The following is an 18,009-nucleotide window of genomic DNA, read 5'->3' on the forward strand; positions in this document are numbered from 1 at the left end:
TATAAAATTTATTTTTGTATTCTCAGTGGAACTTATTTGAGTGTGGTTAACGTGCACTCTGTTAGTTGGATACGTGTGTTGGTAGAATGATTCTAAAAGTGGTTTTTTTAAGAGGTTCAGACTCTTTTACATATATTTTTCCTTTGTGGTATTCCTCAATAATTCTTTTGGTTAATGAAAGTCCAAGTCCCCAGCCTCGTTTTTTGGTCGTGTAACCAGGATCAAAAACGGTTTTAAAATTCTTGCGGGGGATTCCTTTGCCATTGTCGGATATTTCTATAGCTACAAAAGAATCATGTACTTGTGACGAAATGGTAATTGTTCCATAGCCTTTTATGGCATCAATGGCATTCTTTATTAGATTTTCCAATACCCACTCCAAAAGGGTGCTGTTTGCCTCTGTTTTTATATCGGGTTCAATATCAACATTAAAAATTACTTTGTCTGATGATCTTGTTTTAAGATATTTAACACAATTGTCTATTGTAGAGCTAAGGTTTATACTCTTCAAAATAGGTTTTGATCCGATTTTAGAAAAACGGTCTGCAATATTCTGAAGTCGCGTAACATCTTTTCTTATTTCGCCAATGGTTTCCGGGTCGTTTATTTTTAAGTCGAGGTAATCCACCCATCCCATGAGGGAGGTTATGGGGGTGCCAAGTTGGTGGGCTGTTTCTTTTGACATGCCCACCCATACCTGATTTTGTTCTGCCTTTCTGGAATTGCTAAACGCCAGATAGGCTATGAATACAAATATAGATACTACTAAAAGCTGTATAACAGGAAACCAGGTAAGTTTAATAAGCAGAGTTGAAGTTTGATAATACAGGTATTGTTTTTCGTTGTCACCTAAGTCAATCTCAATGTATTTGCCTTCCGATTTTAACTCCTGGAGTTTGTTTTTCAGGTATGTTTCATCGTTTTTTTTAGGAACAGTCAGATTCCTGTGGTGGAGAATATTGTTTGCATTGTCAGTAAGGATTACAGGGACTGTAGTGTTGTTTTTTAAGACCTCCAGAGTCAGACCTATAGAATTGTCGTTGTTGCCGGGTTTAACCAATTGCCTTGTAGCTTCAGCCCAGAGTTCTACCTTTTTTCGCTCTTCAGCTTTGAGCTCATCAACTAAAGATTTTGTGTAAATGGAAGAAAATGCCCCAATTATTACCGCTCCAAGTAAAATAATGAGTTTATATCTTTTTTTATAGGTGTAATAATTTTTTGTCATATCAGATTGTGTAGTTAAACCTCTATAACGGGAAATGCTGGCTTATTATTGTCTGTTGGAATTGTGTGTAAAACAATTGTTTGGTTATTGGGAGCAGTATTTGATTATCATACGCGTTATTTCCTCTTTTTTTGCCGGTTTGGCAATAAAGTCATCCATACCCGATAAAAAGGCCTTTTGCTTTTGAGTGTCATCGTTATTGGCCGTCATTGCAATCACCGGGCAGTTTTCGTCATAGCATTTTAATTCTTTTGTTGCATCAAAACCATCCAGTTCCGGCATTGACAGGTCCATAAATATGATGTGGTATTTGTTTTCTTTGAATTTAGCGACAGCTTCTTTTCCATTATTGGCAAGATCAATTTCATAGCCAATTTTTCTAAATAGGTTTTGGGCGACTTTTTGGTTAAACAGGTTGTCTTCAGCCACCAATATGCGAATATCGTTTGGAACCACCTTCCCAACTGTATTTATCGGAAATTTCACTGATTTAAAGTGTTTCAACAGCAGGTTTTGGAAAGTATGCAAACGAATAGGTTTCCTTAAATAAGCATCAGCACCCAGTTTTTTAGCCAGATTATTGTTCATAGCTTCAAAATCTGAGCTTTGGAGCGCAATGGTGTAATTTTTATACAGATTGTGACTGTATAGTTGTTGTAAAAAATCTATGCCTCTGAAGTCTGGTCGGTGGTCAATTATAATGAGTTGGGTATTGTTTCTGTTTTTTAGCAACTGTATGGTTTCCTGGGAGGGTGCCATAATTCTGTAATTGATACCCAATGCCATAATGTTTTTAACGATGTTTTGTACATGCAGCGATTCGTCCGTTATGATAAGGGCATTAATTTGTGTGTACGATAAAATATATGAGTAGTCGAGATCTTTTACTTTGTGCTGGCTACTGTAAGGAATCGAAAAGATAAACTCTGCTCCGGGATATTCGACTGAAGTGGAGATTGACGAAGGGCTGTTTGCCCATATTTCACCTCCCAAAAGTTTTACCAGGTTTTTCGAGATGGAGGTGCCAAGGCCGGTACCTCCAAATTTCCTCGTAGTACTTCCATCTTCCTGGGCAAATGGATTGAATATTATTTGAAGCTTCTCCTTGCGGATGCCAATTCCTGTGTCCGAAATCTTAAACTGTAAGGCTGAGCCACCGTTTAAGGATGTGGTTTCCGAAATATGAAGGTGCACTTTCCCTGAAGGTGTGAATTTTATGGCGTTGCTGATCAGGTTGTTTAATATCTGTCTAAATCTCAGTGGGTCTGTGTTGAAATCGTTAGGGAGTTGTACTGTTGTATCCCATGTTAATTCAATCGACCTGGCTTCTGCGAGTTTGGCGAAGTCTTTTATGGAGGCTTCAATCTCATTTTCGAGGTTAACAGGGATGGTTTCTATTTCCAGTTTTCCTGATTGGATCTTGGAAAAATCAAGTATGTCGTTAATTAAGCCAAGCAATGTGTCTGCCGATCTTTTTACCACACTCAACATTTCTTTATCAGTTTGGTTTGGAGACTGAGTTGTAAGTAGCATATCGGTCATTCCGATAATGGCATTGAGTGGTGTTCTTAACTCGTGACTTATGTTGGCGATGAATCTTGTTTGGGCAATCTGGTCCTTGTCGTTTAGTGCTAGTTGTTCAAAAGGCGTGATCTCTATGTATGTAATAATAAAATACTTTTTGTTTTGATTGTAAAATGGTATTTTTTCAGTTAGGATAACCTGTTTGTGTGGAGTGTTGTCGTTAAAAACGTATTTCTTTGACGACATTGAGATGTCAGACCTGATGATCGTCCTTTTCTTTTCAAATATGATTTTTTCATTGGCCACTTCATCGAGTAATATTTCTTCATTATCGCATTCAAATATTTTTAAAGCAGCCTTGTTTACTAATTTTACTTTTTCTTCATAATCAACCATTACAATGCCAACCGGGGCAAAGTATAGTATTTTTCGAAGGGCATCTTCTGATTGGGCAAGCCGTTCTTTTGACTCTTTTTGTTTTTGCGAATATTGTGTAAATGCGTATATAATAAATAAAATTATAATAAGGCTGATAAGAGCAATAATGGAGGAGTTTTTAAGGATTGAATATGTAATTGGTTTTATTGGCAGGGAAAATGCTATGATAAGATCCTGGGTTGTGAACTTTAGTTTTTGGCATACGGTTAGTGTTTTTGTTTTTATGTTGTTGATGTGCAGGTGGTGGATTACTTGATTGCCCGAATCAGATAGTGCTGTTTGTGTATCCTTTGCCAGATCGTCAATCTCTAATTCCGGAATTGTTGAGAACAGTAAATGGTAATCCGTATCTGCAATCCATTGAAATTGATGGCCTTTTATGTTAAAGCCTTTAAATATTTCAGCATAATACAATTGGAGGTTGAAATTATACACAAGGTATCCATATATGTGGGTATTGTTATATAGGGGTTGGCTAATGCTAAAGGTGTTTGATTTTTGGTCGAAACTAATTGTGCGTTTAAACTCTTCTTTTCTATAGCCATTGCTGAATTTTGTAATGAGAGAATTGTTGGGGCCTTTTTTTATGCTGTAACAATTCCCTTTGGTATCATATATGGATAAGTTTTTTATTGTTGAGGTATATCGGTTAAAAATGAGTTCAATCCTTTCTTTAATATGAGAACAATGTAAGCTATGCGAAAAGAGCTGTGTCAGGCCATCTTCATTAAATAGCATCGTGGCATTGGATTCAATCTCAGTTAAAAGGTCTTTGCTTTCTTTTTTGCAGGCATTTAGCTGTTTGGTCAGGATTGTTTTTTGGGTGTCAATTTGCCACAGGTATGTATCGCGATAATAATATATATTGCAAATAATTAAAAATGCAATGCTCGATATAGCAATGGCAATTGGTTTCTTCATAATGAAAATAATACGCAATAAAGCACAGAAGATTAGTTATCTGTATTTCTCCTGTTTGGTTTCGAAAATACTTAAGTAACTCTGATATCTGGAAAGAGCAATTGCTTCATCTTCAACAGCCTGCTTTACTGCACAGCCCGGTTCGTGGGTATGGGTGCAGTTGCTATACTGGCAGTTGTGAGAGTGTTCAAAAAACTCCTTAAAATAATGGTATAATTCTTCTTTTTCAATATCTATTAATCCATAGCCTCTGATACCTGGCGTGTCAATTATATAACCGCCAAAATTGAGTTGGTGCATTTCGGCAAATGTAGTAGTATGTTTGCCGCTTTGGTGTATATCTGAAATTTCGGCAACTTTTAAATTTAAACCGGGTTGTATCCTGTTGATCAACGTGGATTTTCCAACACCAGAATGGCCGGAGATAACACTTACTTTATCTTTTAAAAGTTCTACTATTATACTTAGGTCATCATGCATTTTTGCTGAAATGGTATAGGTTTGGTAACCAATATTTTCGTATATACTGCGCATTTCGCTCAGGGCGTACAGGTGTTTTTGATCATACCGGTCTACCTTGTTGAATATTATTTTTACAGGTATCCTGTATGCTTCGGCTGATGCCAAAAAGCGATCGATAAACACGGGGGTGGTTATGGGATAATTAATGGTTACCAGTAAAAGAGCCTGATCAATGTTTGAAGCAATAATGTGTGTTTGTTTAGAAAGGTTTGAGGCCTTCCTGATAATATAGTTTTTTCTTTCCTTTATTTCGCATATAACACCTATTCCCTCATTTTCCTCCATTGAAAAAGAAACCTGATCGCCTACAGCAATGGGATTGGTGCTCTTAATGTCGTTTAAACGTAACTTTCCTTTTATAGTACAATTAACATCTTCCCCTTGAGGGGTTTTAACCAGGTAGCGGCTTCCTGTTGATTTAAATACAATACCTGTTTTCAAGTCTAAAAATATTTATTCGATGAGTGTTGTGAAAATTGGCTATAAAAATGTAAAAAAAACACGACAGTTTACAAGAGTTTTCTCTAAAAAAGTAAATTATTTTCCTGTTTGTTGCTTTTCTTTCTAAATTTGAGAGAATGGTCAATTCCTTTTGCCCTGGTGCTAAAATGGAAGATAAAAAATGTAGCTTTATGGTGATAAAGTGCCAAAATAAATAATGTTTAAACTAATGAAACGAGCCATGAGAAAATTTTCTCTCCCAGGGATGGCACTATAGGCGAGTTCCCTGTTTGCACACACGGACAGGCATCGAATACCTTTGGAAATAAAAATTATAATGAGATGAAATTTAATTTTTCTTTAAGATGGAGAGTGGGTGTATTGTTATTTGTTGTTGTGACTTGCAGCGGAGGGGCTCTTGTGGCACAGGTTACAGCACGTGATATCATAGATCGTGCAAATGAATTGCTTAGGGGTAAGACCAGTTATACTGAAATGGAAATGAAAGTGGTAAGGACTAAATGGGAACGGACACTGAAATTTAAAGGTTGGAGTAAAGGTGTTGATTATTCCATGATCTATATAACTTTTCCGGCCAGAGAAAAAGGACAAGTGTTTTTAAAAAGGCAAAAAGATATGTGGAACTACCTTCCGGATATAGATAAAATGATCAAGATACCTCCAAGCATGATGATGCAATCATGGATGGGTTCGGATATGACCAATGATGACCTGGTAAAAGGGGCTTCGATAGTAGAGGATTACATTCACAACATAATAGGAGAGGAAGAGAAAAATGGATATGATTGTTGGATAATTGAATTGATCCCAAAGGAAGATGCAGTAGTAGTATGGGGAAAGATTGTTTGCTGGATTACCCAAGAAGGATATATGACCCTGAGGAATGAATATTATGACGAGGATGGATTTTTAATAAATACGGAATCACTATCAAAAATCAAAAATATAGGAGATAGGGTAATGCCAACATTTTTTGAGATCGTTCCTGAGGATAAAAAAGGACAGAAAACCACCATGGAATTCACTAATGTAGAATTTGATATGCCTTTAGATGATGATTTTTTCTCGGTTAAAAATATGAAACGAATTAAATAGGGGGGATGAGGTTGTTTGTTATTGCCTGGCGAAATTTATGGAGAAATAAGAAGCGTACACTTATTACGGTTTCCTCTGTGTTTTTTGGAGTTATTTTGTGTTCCCTGATGGGATCGATGCAAGAAGGTTCGTATAATAGCATGATTTCGAATCTTGTCAATTTCTATTCCGGTTATATTCAGCTTCATAATGAGGATTACTGGGAAGATAAAAGCATCAATAATTCCTTTTTTGAAAGTGATTCCCTTGTAAATAAGGTAATGGCAGTTGATGGTATTGACTATATAATACCCCGTTTGGAGAGTTTTGCTTTACTGTCTGGTGGAGAACATACAAAAGGGGCCATGGTTATGGGGGTGCATCTGGAGAAAGAAAATGCATTGACTTCAATTGCAGGTAAAATTATTGAAGGAGCGTTCCTGTCTGGTGATGATGAGGGGGTGTTGATAGGTTTCCGGTTGGCCGAAAAGTTACAGGTGGGAGTCGGGGATACGGTCGTTTTGTTCGGACAGGGGTATCATGGTATTACAGCTGCGGGCAAATACCCCGTAAGAGGTTTGTTTAAATTGCCAAATCCAAACCTGAATAGGCGGTTAGTATATATGGAGCTAAAAAAGGCGCAGGAGTTTTATGGTGCAGAAAGATTGCTGACTTCATATGTAATGGTTGTAAAGGATAATAAGATAATGAAAAGAGTGTTGCCCGTTTTGAAAAACAACATCTCTAAACCTTATAAAATTAGAAGTTGGGTAGAGATGTTTCCTAATATGATTCAGCAAATAGAAAGCGACAGGTCTTCTGCTTTGGTAATGAAAGGGGTGCTTTATATTGTTATCATGTTTGGTATACTGGGTACGGTAATGATGATGGTTACTGAGCGAAGAAGGGAGTTTGGTGTGATGATGGCGGTTGGAATGCTAAAGTATAAGTTGGCAATTACAGTTTTTTATGAAACTCTTTTTATGGGAATGCTGGGAGTGGTTTCAGGATTGTTAGGCAGCTTGCCGGTTGTCGGTTATTTTTATCATAACCCAATTCCGCTAACGGGTAAGGTGGCCGAATGGATGGCCGACCTCGGTTTTGAGCCTTATATGTTTTTTTCATGGGAGGCAGGTGTTTTTATAAATCAAATGGTTGCTGTTTTTTTGATAACAATAATTGTTTCTGTTTTTCCGTTTGTGCGTATCATGAAAATGAGTGGTGTAAATGCATTAAAAGGGTAATGTGGATTGGCTTAACATATTCAGGTAATATATAAATGGTGTTTGGGTTTAGTATCTGGTATTAAATAATAGTCTATGATTTTAAAAATTGCATGGCGTAATATTTGGCGAAATCCGCTTAGGAGTTGGATTGTTATAGCTGCTCTTATTGTAGGTATGTATGCCGGGGTTTTTACTACAACATTTATGTATGGTTGGATGATGCAACGTTTAAAATCAGGAATTGAAACTGAAACTTCGCATATCCAGATACAAAAGCCCGGCTTTAAGCTGGCAGAGGATGTTAACTTGTTTTTTGAGAGTGATACATTAATTAGGGATCTCGAACGGCAAGGAGACATTGTTTGTGCTTCGGGGAGGTTGGTTGTGTCGGCAATGGTGGCTTCGGCAGAAAAAGCTGTTGGCATTCAGGTACTGGGTGTTGATGCAGGAAAAGATTCTTTGGTTGTTGATGTATCTGAAAAATTAGTTGAAGGAGCCTGGTTTTCTGGAGTAAAGAGGCATCCTGTTGTTGTTGGTCAGGAGCTGGCCAAAGAATTAAAGTTAAAACTGCGTTCAAAATTGATTGTCCGTTTTCAGGATTGCAATGGTGATTTTACAGGTGGGGCTTTTCGGGTTGCGGGTATTTTTAAGACTAATAATACAGGATTCGATGGAGGCAATATGTTTGTGAGGGATGCTGATTTGCAGAAACTTCTTTTAATTCCCAAAGGAATGTCGCATCAAATAGTAATAAGATGTACAGATCCTACCCGGGTGGATATAGTCAGGAATTCAATCGAACAATTTGCAAAGGGGTTGCGGGTTGAGTCCTGGAGAGAGATCTCGCCCGAGTTAGGGTATATTACCGAAACCATGAACGCTTATATGTATGTTTTTGTTATGATTATTCTTATGGCTCTGGGTTTTGGAGTTGTTAACACCATGTTGATGGTGGTAATGGAACGGGTACATGAGATCGGTATGTTAATGGCAATAGGAATGAAGCGACATCAGATATTTCAGATGATTGTATATGAAACAAGTATGCTTGCTTTGGTTGGCGGGTTGATTGGAGTGGCAGCTGGAATAATTACAACTCACTGGACCGGTAAATCCGGAATAAACCTTTCCATGTGGGCCGAAGGTCTTGCGGAAATGGGGTATGATAGCATTATTTATCCTCAATATAATTTTCAAATGGTTAGCGGGGTTGTGGGACTTGTGTTGTTCACAGGTTTGGTCGCTTCGGTATATCCTGCAATAAAAGCCTTAAAACTGAACCCTTCACAGGCGTTGCAGTCTGTCTAATTTATAAATCTTAGAGCTATGTCAATCATTCGGATTAAAAATTTACATAAAGTATATAGTCAAAAACAGATTCCTGTAAAGGCCTTAAACGGAGTTGATCTTACTTTTGATGAGGGTGAATTTACTGCACTGGTAGCTCCCTCTGGCGCTGGGAAGACAACTTTTCTGAATTTGTTGGGGGGACTTGATTTGCCAACGGAAGGTAGTGTTGAAATTGGTGGCGTCAGGATAGATCAATTATCCTCGGCAGAGAAGACAAAGTTCAGGTTGACAAACATTGGCTTTGTGTTTCAGGCATACAACCTGATCCCTGTTTTAACGGCCTCTGAAAATATTGAATTTATAATGGAGCTCCAAGGTATTAGCAAAAGAGAACGTGCTGTCAGGAGCCGGGAGTTGCTGGAAGCTGTGGGTATACCCGATAAAGCAAATGTACGACCATTGCAATTAAGTGGAGGACAGCAACAAAGGGTTGCTGTAGCCAGGGCCTTGGCATCAAAACCCAAATTTGTGTTGGCAGACGAACCCACGGCTAACCTGGATTCAAAGTCAACTGAAAATTTACTTGATATAATGCTTCAGTTAAATAAAAAGGAGAATATTACGTTTATTTTTGCAACGCATGATGCCAGGGTTGTAAAAATGGCCCGAAGAGTTATTACTTTTGAGGATGGTAAGGTTATCAATGATGAAGTCCGTTAAAAATAAAATATTTGTTTTAGTACTATTAGTTGTTTGGGGTGCAGATAATGTTATGGCACAAGAAGAGCTTGATTTCTCTGGTTTTGTGTCTGTTATGCCATCTATGGTATATGTAAAAAGTCAGGATAAAACGAGTTTTGATTTTTTGGTGCATAACAGGATAAACTTGGGATACCAGATTAATGATAAGTTAAATTCAAAAATATCTTTCAGAAATAGGTTGTTCTGGGGCGAAACAGTTGAGTCAACGCCAATTTTTAAACATTTAATGACTAATGATCCAGGGTTTCTTGATTTGAGCTTTAATTGGGAGTCAAGGAGTAATTATTTGCTTAATACTAATATTGACAGACTATGGGTTGAATATGTAAGTGGTGATTTTCAGGCAAAGGTAGGAAGGCAGAGAGTGAATTGGAGCAAAACGATGATTTGGAATCCTAATGATATTTTTAATTCGTATTCGTATTTTGATTTTGATTATGTTGAGCGGCCTGGGATGGATGGGCTAAGGTTGCAGTATTTTACAGGAGTTAATTCAAATCTTGAAGCAGTGCTAAAAGTGAATAGGGATAATGATATTACAGCAGCTGCCCTATATCGGTCTACGGTGCTGGGGTATGATGTGCAGTTGATTTCAGGTATAATTGAAAAGAGTGACTGGATTGTAGGTTGCGGTTGGGGAGGAGATATTTTGGGTGCTGGTTTCTATGGAGAAGCTTCCTATTTGATAGATAGGGAAGAGGATAGTAAAAACCAGTTGTTATTGGCTGTAGGAGCCAATTATATGTTGAAAAATTCGTTGCTTCTCTCAACAGAGTATTTTTATATGGAGAATAAGGGCGGATACAGTGGTGATTATACTTCTTTAGTCCACGCCCAAAGATCAATTAAAAACCTTAGTATCGACAAGCATTCTTATATGTTGTCGGTAAGTTGGCCTGTGAATCCGCTGTTAAATATATCTATGTCATATATGGGATTTGGATTTCCTGCCTTTGATAAATTTTATTTGGGGCCTACTGTTGATTATTCGGTAAATGATAATTTAAGTTTTAGTGCAGTGTCTCAATATTTTTCGTTTGAAGGCGAAAATGAGTCGTTGGGTATTTATCTAAGGTTGAAGTGGTGTTTTTAACAATTTGGTCAGGTAATGGACTCAAAAATGTTAACGTCACACCTTTGTCACAAGCCTGTCACGCTTTTGTCACGTTATAAAATAGGAGAACTATTTTGTTGATCCATATATTTGCTTCTATAACTAATAAAGCTCAATGTAATTATGGATCCCTTAAAGATTAGCGTTAGATTTATCGTCTTTGTTATAATGGTTGTTATAGGCACTTTTATGGTAGAGTTTATGATTTCCTATTTATACAAATTATTGCTTACTTATTATTCATTGCCAAAAACAGAATTCAACCTGACATTTCTTTCGTTTTCAATAAGTTTCGTATTTTTTACTTTTTTGTCAATGGTTTCAGACTATTGGGGATTGTCAAAAGCGATTTAATTGTACACTTCGTCGGGATTGTATTTATTCGCTTAGGCGATAGCTCGTTTATATTCCGAACATATTTTGGTTTATTCAATTGGTAGTAAATCAGAAGGATATGGAGATGGGTGTGCGTTTGTGTACATAATTTGTTTGGGAGGTGGCAATTTGTAATGTGATATGACTTTAGTGTACGGTCACGTACAATATTATATCAAAAGTGGACACTTTTTATATTTGGCAAATAGGGTTAATGCAAACATATACAGGTGGTTGGGTGTTTTGGAATGGAGATTGATTAAAATGGCTTGTCAATAAACACATTATTAACTTTAAATCTTTGTCAGGTGAGTAAAAGTGTAATCAAGGTAAATGGTTTGCATAAATCTTATCGAACAGGAGCTAATTCTCTTCATGTACTCAAGGGTATAGATGTAGACATTAAAGAAGGCGAAATGGTTTCTATTATGGGTTCTTCCGGATCAGGAAAGTCAACCCTTTTAAATATTTTAGGTATTCTTGATAACTATGACCAGGGCGAATATCTGCTCAACGATATTTTGATTCGTCAAATGAACGAAAGAAAAGCTGCCCAGTTTAGAAACCAGTATATTGGTTTTATTTTTCAGTCATTTAATCTTATTTCCTTTAAAAATGCAATGGAAAATGTTGCGTTGCCACTCTATTATCAAGGGGTGAGCAGAAAAAAGAGAAATATGATGGCCATGGAGTACCTTGACAGGCTTGGTTTAAAAGATTGGAGTGAGCATTTGCCAAGTGAACTGTCCGGTGGCCAGAAACAAAGAGTTGCCATAGCCAGGTCGTTAATATCAAAACCAAAAATAATCCTGGCCGATGAGCCAACCGGAGCCCTTGATACGCAAACATCTTACGAAGTGATGGATATATTGCAAAGCGTTAACGATTCTGGCATTACTGTAATTATTGTAACCCATGAGAACGATATTGCTGAAAGGACACAGCGGATTATACGATTAAAAGACGGACTGATTGAACCAAACCATATCAATTCAATGGCTCCGGCAACTGCAGTAGTTAATTAGTAAACCATACACAATTATTACAGTATGTTTGATTATTTACAAGAGATAATATCTACGTTGCGACAGAATAAACTCAGGGCAATAATGACCGGATTTAGTGTTGCCTGGGGTATCTTTATGTTAATATTGCTTTTGGGGTCGGGTAAAGGCTTGCAAAACGGTATGGAAAATAACTTTAGTGGTACCTCTAAAAATGCACTTTGGATATGGAGTCGCAGAACCCAGGTTGCTTATGATGGATTGAAAGCTGGGCGAAGGATTCAGTTTACAGACCAGGATGTTGAAGAATTAAAAAGGAAATTCGGCGATGACTTTGATAATATTTCGGGTCGCTTTTTTATCAGGGGTGAAGCCCGGATAACTTATAAAAACGAGTTTGGCAGTTTTAGAACCGAGGGCATTATGCCCGAATTCAATAAAATCCAGATTGTGAATCAGGAAGAAGGGAGATATATCAATCAGCTCGATATTGATCAGCATCGTAAAGTAACCATTCTTTCTAATCCAATTAAGAAAGCCCTGTTTAAAGACGAAACAGATGTTATAGGAAAGTACATTAAAGTTAATGATGTGCCTTTTAAAGTAGTGGGGATATTTACAGACCCAGAGGACAAAGAACGTAAAAGAATATACCTGCCGCTTACCACGGCCCAAAAGGTGTTTAATGGAGTAAATAAGTTGGGAGAAGTGGCTATTGCCACAAGTGCTATTACGGTGGCTGAAAATAAGCGGATTGAAGAAGAAGTCAGGACGCTGCTGGCCCAAAGGCATAGAGTGTCTCCTGATGACAAGCAGGCGTTGGGAATATGGAATACTTTGGAGCATTTTAAACAAGCACAAGGTGTTTTTACCGGCATACGAATTTTTGTGTGGATAATTGGGATAATGACCATTATTGCAGGAATTGTAGGTGTTAGCAATATTATGATTATCCTGGTAAAGGAACGAACAAAGGAGATTGGAATCAGAAAAGCAATTGGAGCTACACCGTTCTCTGTCATTCGTTTAGTTCTTTCAGAATCGGTTTTTATCACTGCATTTGCAGGCTTCTTTGGTTTGGTAGCAGGAATGGGACTTTTGTCGGTAGTTAGCATGGTGTTACAACAAGCAGGAGGAGGTGTGGAAAGAGCCTTCTGGAATCCATCTGCAGATTTATATGTTGCATTATGGGCCTTGTTGATATTGGTGGTGGCCGGACTGGTTGCTGGATATATTCCTGCCAGAAAAGCATCATCTATCCGACCCATTGAGGCTCTTCATGATGAATAATTATTAACCTAAAAAAACAACAACGTGTTTGATAGAGACAGGTGGCAGGAAATATTAAATGCCATAAAGAAAAATAAATTACGAAGTGCATTAACTGCATTCGGGGTTTTTTGGGCCATATTTATGCTTGTTGTAATGATGGGTTCGGGAAATGGACTGAAGAATGGTATCACGGCAGGCATACAGGATTTTGCAACCAATAGCGGCTTTATGTGGTCCGAAACCACAACAAAGGCTTATGAAGGTTTTAAACGGGGCAGGCACTGGAATATCAATAATAAGGATATTGAGGAGATAAAGGATGAGGTTGCTGGTCTGGAGGTGATTTCGCCACGTTTAAGTGGCTGGAATCTGCGCAATGGTGAAAATATTGTCAGAGGAAAGCGTTCTGCAGCTTTTAACGTTATGGGTGATTACCCTTCTTACCGGATGATTGATCCTTGCACAATGGTGTGGGGCAGGTATATTAACGATGAGGATATCCGACTGAAAAGAAAGGTCTGCATCATTGGTGAAAAAGTGTATGAAGTGATGTTTGATAAAGATGAGGATCCTGTAGGAGAATATATTCGTGTAAATGGGGTATATTTTATGGTTGTAGGCGTATTCCGTTCAAATAATCCAAATATCAATATCGGAAGTAACAAAAAGGAAACGGTATACATGCCTTTTACTTCAATGCAGCAAACCTATAACTATGGTGATAATGTGCATTTTTTTGGAATTACGGCCAAAAAGGGAGCCAAGGTCAAAGATATCATGGAGGATGTAAAAGTAATTCTTCAGGAAAACCATAAGCTTTCCCCGGATGATGAAGAGGCTGTAGGAAAAGTGGATATTGAAAATGAAATTAAAACCATGGGATATATATTCCTGGGCATTGATATTTTAATCTGGGTTGTAGGATTAGGTACCTTGATTGCCGGAGCTGTAGGTGTCAGTAATATCATGCTGATTATAGTTAAAGAAAGAACAAAAGAAATAGGTATTCAACGAGCTATTGGGGCTCGTCCGAGGTTAGTTATCGGGCAAATTTTAAGTGAGTCGGTTTTTTTAACAACCATAGCTGGCTTTATTGGCCTGGCCTTCGGAACTTTTGTTTTATATATGGTCGACCTGGCTGTAGATGCGTCCAGAGCCATGGCCCCTCCTGATGAAGAGAGTTTCTTCTTAAATCCTGAAATTGGATTGCCTATAGCATTGGCATCATTAGCTATGCTTGTGTTTGTAGGTTTTGTTGCAGGACTTATTCCTGCATTGAAAGCCATTAGAATTAAACCAATAGAAGCATTACGTCACGAATAAATACACAAAGAAATGAAAAAGTTTTTGAAAATATTATTAGGAATAAGTACAGTAGTTTTGTTTGGTTGGGTAGTATATTATTTGTACAACCAGTCAAAAAAAGATCCGGTTGTTTATGAAACTGCATCGGTGGAAATATCAGATATAGTAAAGAAAACTGTTGCAACAGGATCTGTGATTCCTCGAAAAGAGATTGAAATTAAACCACAGGAGTCTGGTATTATTACCGAAATTTATGTTGAAGCAGGGGATGAAGTAAAAAAAGGAGAGTTAATTGCTAAAGTGCAGATAATACCTGAAATGGTTCAGGTTAATAATGCAGAGAGTCAGTTAAATAAGGCAAAAATCAGGTTTAAAAATGCCGAAATAGAATACAAGCGCAAAAAAGATCTGTATGATGGTGGCGTTATAGCAGAATCAGAGTATTTGGATGAGGTAATGGCCTATGAAAATGCAAAGGAGGATATGAATGCAGCCGATAATAACTTGCAGTTGATTAAGGAGGGGGTTACCCGAAAAATGGGAGCTCAAACAAATACTATTATAAAGGCAACAATCGATGGGATGGTATTGGATGTTCCGGTTGAGGTTGGTAACTCAGTAATTAAGAGTAATACATTTAATGATGGAACAACTGTAGCTATTTTAGCTGATATGGGAAATATGATTTTTAAAGGCAAGGTAGATGAAACAGAGGTTGGAAAAATTAAGGAAGGTATGGATCTGGAGCTTTCCATTGGTGCTATTGAGGAACAGAAATATAATGCTAAACTTGAGTTTATTGCTCCCAAAGGGGTAGAGGAAAATGGTGCCATACAATTTGAAATTAAGGCAGCGGTTAATCTTAAGGAAGGTCAGTTTATCCGTTCAGGGTATAGTGCTACTGCAGATATCGTATTGGATAGACGGGACAGTGTTTATGTGATCAAAGAAAAGTTGATTACGTTTAGTAATGACTCGGCATTTGTTGATGTGGAAATTGCTGACCAGCAATTCGAAAAAAGGGAAATTGAAACAGGATTGTCTGATGGAATCCAGATTGAAGTGAAAGAAGGATTAAGTAAAGATGATAAAATAAAAGTACCTAAGTCATAATTGCAGGAGTTTTTATTGATCCACAATTCAAAATGTAAAAAATAATCAAATGATAAAGAATATAGCGGCAATATTACTGGTTTTTCTAACTACAGGAATGCAGGAGGGGTATGCTCAGGAGGTTTGGAGCCTTGAAAAGTGTATTCATCATGCTTTTGACAATAATATATCAATTAAGAGACAAGAGTTAAATACAAGTATCCAAAAAAGCGAGTTGCAACAGAGTAAGCTAAACCGACTCCCGAGCATGAGCGTAGAGAGTTCGTTGGGATATAGTTTTGGATATACCTGGATTCAGGAGTTAGGAACAAATGTAAATGTAGATATCCAAAGCATGAATATTGGTGTAGGGGCTTCGGTGAATGTTTTTAATGGCTTTAATCAAAACAATACCATTAAGCGAAATAATGCCAATTTATTAGCGGCCGTTTCTCAAACGGAAAAGTTGCGTAATGATATTGCACTGCAAATTACCGGACATTATTTGCAGATTTTATTTGACAAGGAATTACTTGCAGTGGCTCAGGAACAATATGATGTTACAATGCAACAGGTAGAAAGGACCAATAAATTAGTGGAGTCCGGAAGTCAGGCAAAAGGGAGCTATCTCGAAATCAGGTCGCAAGCCGCAAAAGAAGCCCTTAATGTTACTATGCAGCAAAATAGCTTGGCATTATCTCTTTTGAATCTTGCCCAGTTGCTGGACTTAGAGGACGTGGATGGTTTTGATGTTGTATTGCCCGAAATACCAGGGGTGGAAGCAATATCTTTAGATAGGCCGGGTAGTGTTTACAAGGCCGCAGTTGATATCATGCCGCAAATAAAGGGAGCAAACCATCTGTTGGAGAGTTCAAATTATGATGTGGAAATAGCAAAGAGTGGATATTATCCCAGTTTGAGTTTGAATGGAAGTTGGGGATCAAGGGCAAGCTGGTTTTTAGATGATCCGGAAGATGTCAACCGCTCTTTTAGTGACCAGATTGAGTCGAACAAAAACTCCTACATTGGTGCAACTTTAAGGATTCCGGTTTTTAATAAGTTTCAAACGCGTAACAACGTAAAGAGTGCCAGGGTACGCGTTATGGATGCCCAATATTCACTGGAGCAACAAAAACTGGATTTAAGAAAAGAAATTCAACAGGCGTATGCCGATGCAATGGCGGCATATAATAAGTATCTTTCGAGTAATGAGGCTGTAGAGTCTTACAAAGAATCGTTTAGGTATACTGAGCAAAAGTTTAGTGTGGGTTTGGTGAATTCGGTTGATTATAATGTGGCAAAAACCGATTATATCAGGGCGCAGTCAGACCTGTTGCAATCAAAGTACGAGTATATTCTTAGGAATAAAATACTTGATTTTTATAAAGGAGTTCCAATAAAACTGTAATAACTAATAAGTTAGTAATTGAGTTTCGGCTGTTTGTGAATAACAACAGCCGATTTTTATTTGTTTTCTTTGAATTTTACGGAAATATGCAAAAATAAACACAGTCACCTGCACTTCTGAATTGGTTTTCACTAAAGTATAGCATTGTTTCTGTTTGAAACAGTATTATTTAATCACCACTATTTGGTGAAGGTTCGCTTATTATTACAAACAACAATTTAGCACTGCGAGCTTGTTTATAATCAATTTCAAATAGTGCCAATCCCATCATACCTTTATTATGAATTAAAATTTAAGGTCATGATTATTGTGCTTTATATATTGTTGAGAGTGTTTTATCCGGGTTCTTTATTCTTTGTAAGATATGAATCGTTGTTTAAAACACATAGTGAAGAGGAGTGGATTTGTGTAAAAGCTACAAAGGGAGTTACTCTTCATGAGCGTTGGGTAAGTGTAAACGACAGCCTGAGCGTAAGGGAACGAAAAGGTGAGTTTGTTGCAACTTGTAATATCACTAAGGTCCAAAACTTTCTTTCTTCTCACCTTACGGTAGATAAATGGATGAAGAATATAAGGGTGACGGAATTTAACAGAGGGGGAAGTTCATTGTTTCATTTTCTGATAGATTTGCCGTGGCCTTTCAATAATAGGGATTTTATAGGGAAATACAGTGTTTATAATCTTGATCAGAACAATTCAATTATTAAGATTGAGAGTGTAGATTATGCAATGGATAAAGTTACGGGTGTAGTGCGTATGAAGAGTTACAGGGCTACCTGGGAATTAATAAAAATTAATGATTCCAGGACAAAGATAGTATTTACTACTTTTTCGGAAGAACCCCCCATGTTTCCGCAATGGATTCAGGAACCTGTAATTAAAAAGGTATTTATGGGGAATTTAGTCCGGTTAAAAGAATTGCTGTCAGGGAAAATCGGATGACTTTTGTTGGTTCTCTTGTTAGGAACTCTTACCTTTTAGGATGGTATAAGTGA

General features: G+C 37.4%; 14 protein-coding genes. 11 read left to right on the top strand and 3 right to left on the bottom strand.

Features of this window, described 5'->3' with window-relative positions:
* Positions 1-61: 61 nt before the first annotated feature.
* The 3 genes from OM074_RS09350 to rsgA form a co-directional block, all read right to left on the bottom strand.
* Positions 62-1,225 (bottom strand): ATP-binding protein, encoded by a 1,164-nt coding sequence (locus tag OM074_RS09350; RefSeq protein ID WP_301199198.1) that lies wholly within the window; start codon positions 1,223-1,225, stop codon positions 62-64.
* A gap of 84 nt (positions 1,226-1,309) precedes the next feature.
* Entirely contained in the window at positions 1,310-4,108 is a 2,799-nt protein-coding gene (locus OM074_RS09355) for a response regulator (RefSeq protein ID WP_301199199.1), read from the bottom strand.
* Between the two features lie 36 nt (positions 4,109-4,144).
* Complete coding sequence (gene rsgA, locus OM074_RS09360; RefSeq protein WP_301199200.1) at positions 4,145-5,071, bottom strand: ribosome small subunit-dependent GTPase A; 927 nt, start codon at positions 5,069-5,071, stop codon at positions 4,145-4,147.
* A 342-nt stretch (positions 5,072-5,413) separates the two neighbouring features.
* Between rsgA and OM074_RS09365 the strand changes: the two genes are divergently transcribed.
* The 11 genes from OM074_RS09365 (at position 5,414) to OM074_RS09415 (ending at position 17,956) form a co-directional block, all read left to right on the top strand.
* Positions 5,414-6,187 (top strand): outer membrane lipoprotein-sorting protein, encoded by a 774-nt coding sequence (locus OM074_RS09365; protein WP_301199201.1) that lies wholly within the window; start codon positions 5,414-5,416, stop codon positions 6,185-6,187.
* Between the two features lie 5 nt (positions 6,188-6,192).
* Complete coding sequence (locus OM074_RS09370; RefSeq protein ID WP_301199202.1) at positions 6,193-7,410, top strand: ABC transporter permease; 1,218 nt, start codon at positions 6,193-6,195, stop codon at positions 7,408-7,410.
* A 75-nt stretch (positions 7,411-7,485) separates the two neighbouring features.
* On the top strand, positions 7,486-8,700 hold the full coding sequence (locus tag OM074_RS09375; RefSeq protein ID WP_301199203.1) for an ABC transporter permease: 1,215 nt from the start codon (positions 7,486-7,488) through the stop codon (positions 8,698-8,700).
* Between the two features lie 18 nt (positions 8,701-8,718).
* Positions 8,719-9,402, top strand: coding sequence for an ABC transporter ATP-binding protein (locus OM074_RS09380; protein WP_301199204.1), 684 nt, complete (start codon positions 8,719-8,721; stop codon positions 9,400-9,402).
* On the top strand, positions 9,371-10,537 hold the full coding sequence (locus tag OM074_RS09385; RefSeq protein ID WP_301199205.1) for a hypothetical protein: 1,167 nt from the start codon (positions 9,371-9,373) through the stop codon (positions 10,535-10,537). The genes OM074_RS09380 and OM074_RS09385 overlap by 32 nt, the downstream gene beginning before the upstream one ends.
* A gap of 704 nt (positions 10,538-11,241) precedes the next feature.
* Complete coding sequence (locus tag OM074_RS09390) at positions 11,242-11,958, top strand: ABC transporter ATP-binding protein (protein WP_301199206.1); 717 nt, start codon at positions 11,242-11,244, stop codon at positions 11,956-11,958.
* A 24-nt stretch (positions 11,959-11,982) separates the two neighbouring features.
* The gene (locus OM074_RS09395) at positions 11,983-13,227 is read left to right on the top strand and encodes an ABC transporter permease (RefSeq protein ID WP_301199207.1); all 1,245 of its coding nucleotides are present in this window, start codon (positions 11,983-11,985) and stop codon (positions 13,225-13,227) included.
* 24 nt (positions 13,228-13,251) lie between these two features.
* Entirely contained in the window at positions 13,252-14,532 is a 1,281-nt protein-coding gene (locus OM074_RS09400) for an ABC transporter permease (protein WP_301199208.1), read from the top strand.
* A 12-nt stretch (positions 14,533-14,544) separates the two neighbouring features.
* Complete coding sequence (locus OM074_RS09405; RefSeq protein WP_301199209.1) at positions 14,545-15,627, top strand: efflux RND transporter periplasmic adaptor subunit; 1,083 nt, start codon at positions 14,545-14,547, stop codon at positions 15,625-15,627.
* Between the two features lie 49 nt (positions 15,628-15,676).
* Positions 15,677-17,014 (top strand): TolC family protein, encoded by a 1,338-nt coding sequence (locus tag OM074_RS09410; protein ID WP_301199210.1) that lies wholly within the window; start codon positions 15,677-15,679, stop codon positions 17,012-17,014.
* Between the two features lie 300 nt (positions 17,015-17,314).
* A complete protein-coding gene (locus OM074_RS09415) occupies positions 17,315-17,956 on the top strand; it encodes an SRPBCC family protein (RefSeq protein WP_301199211.1) in 642 nt (213 codons plus the stop codon).
* Positions 17,957-18,009 lie beyond the last annotated feature (53 nt).

Origin of the sequence: Plebeiibacterium marinum, assembly GCF_026013615.1 — a bacterium.
Lineage (GTDB): Bacteria > Bacteroidota > Bacteroidia > Bacteroidales > Marinilabiliaceae > Saccharicrinis > Saccharicrinis marinus_A.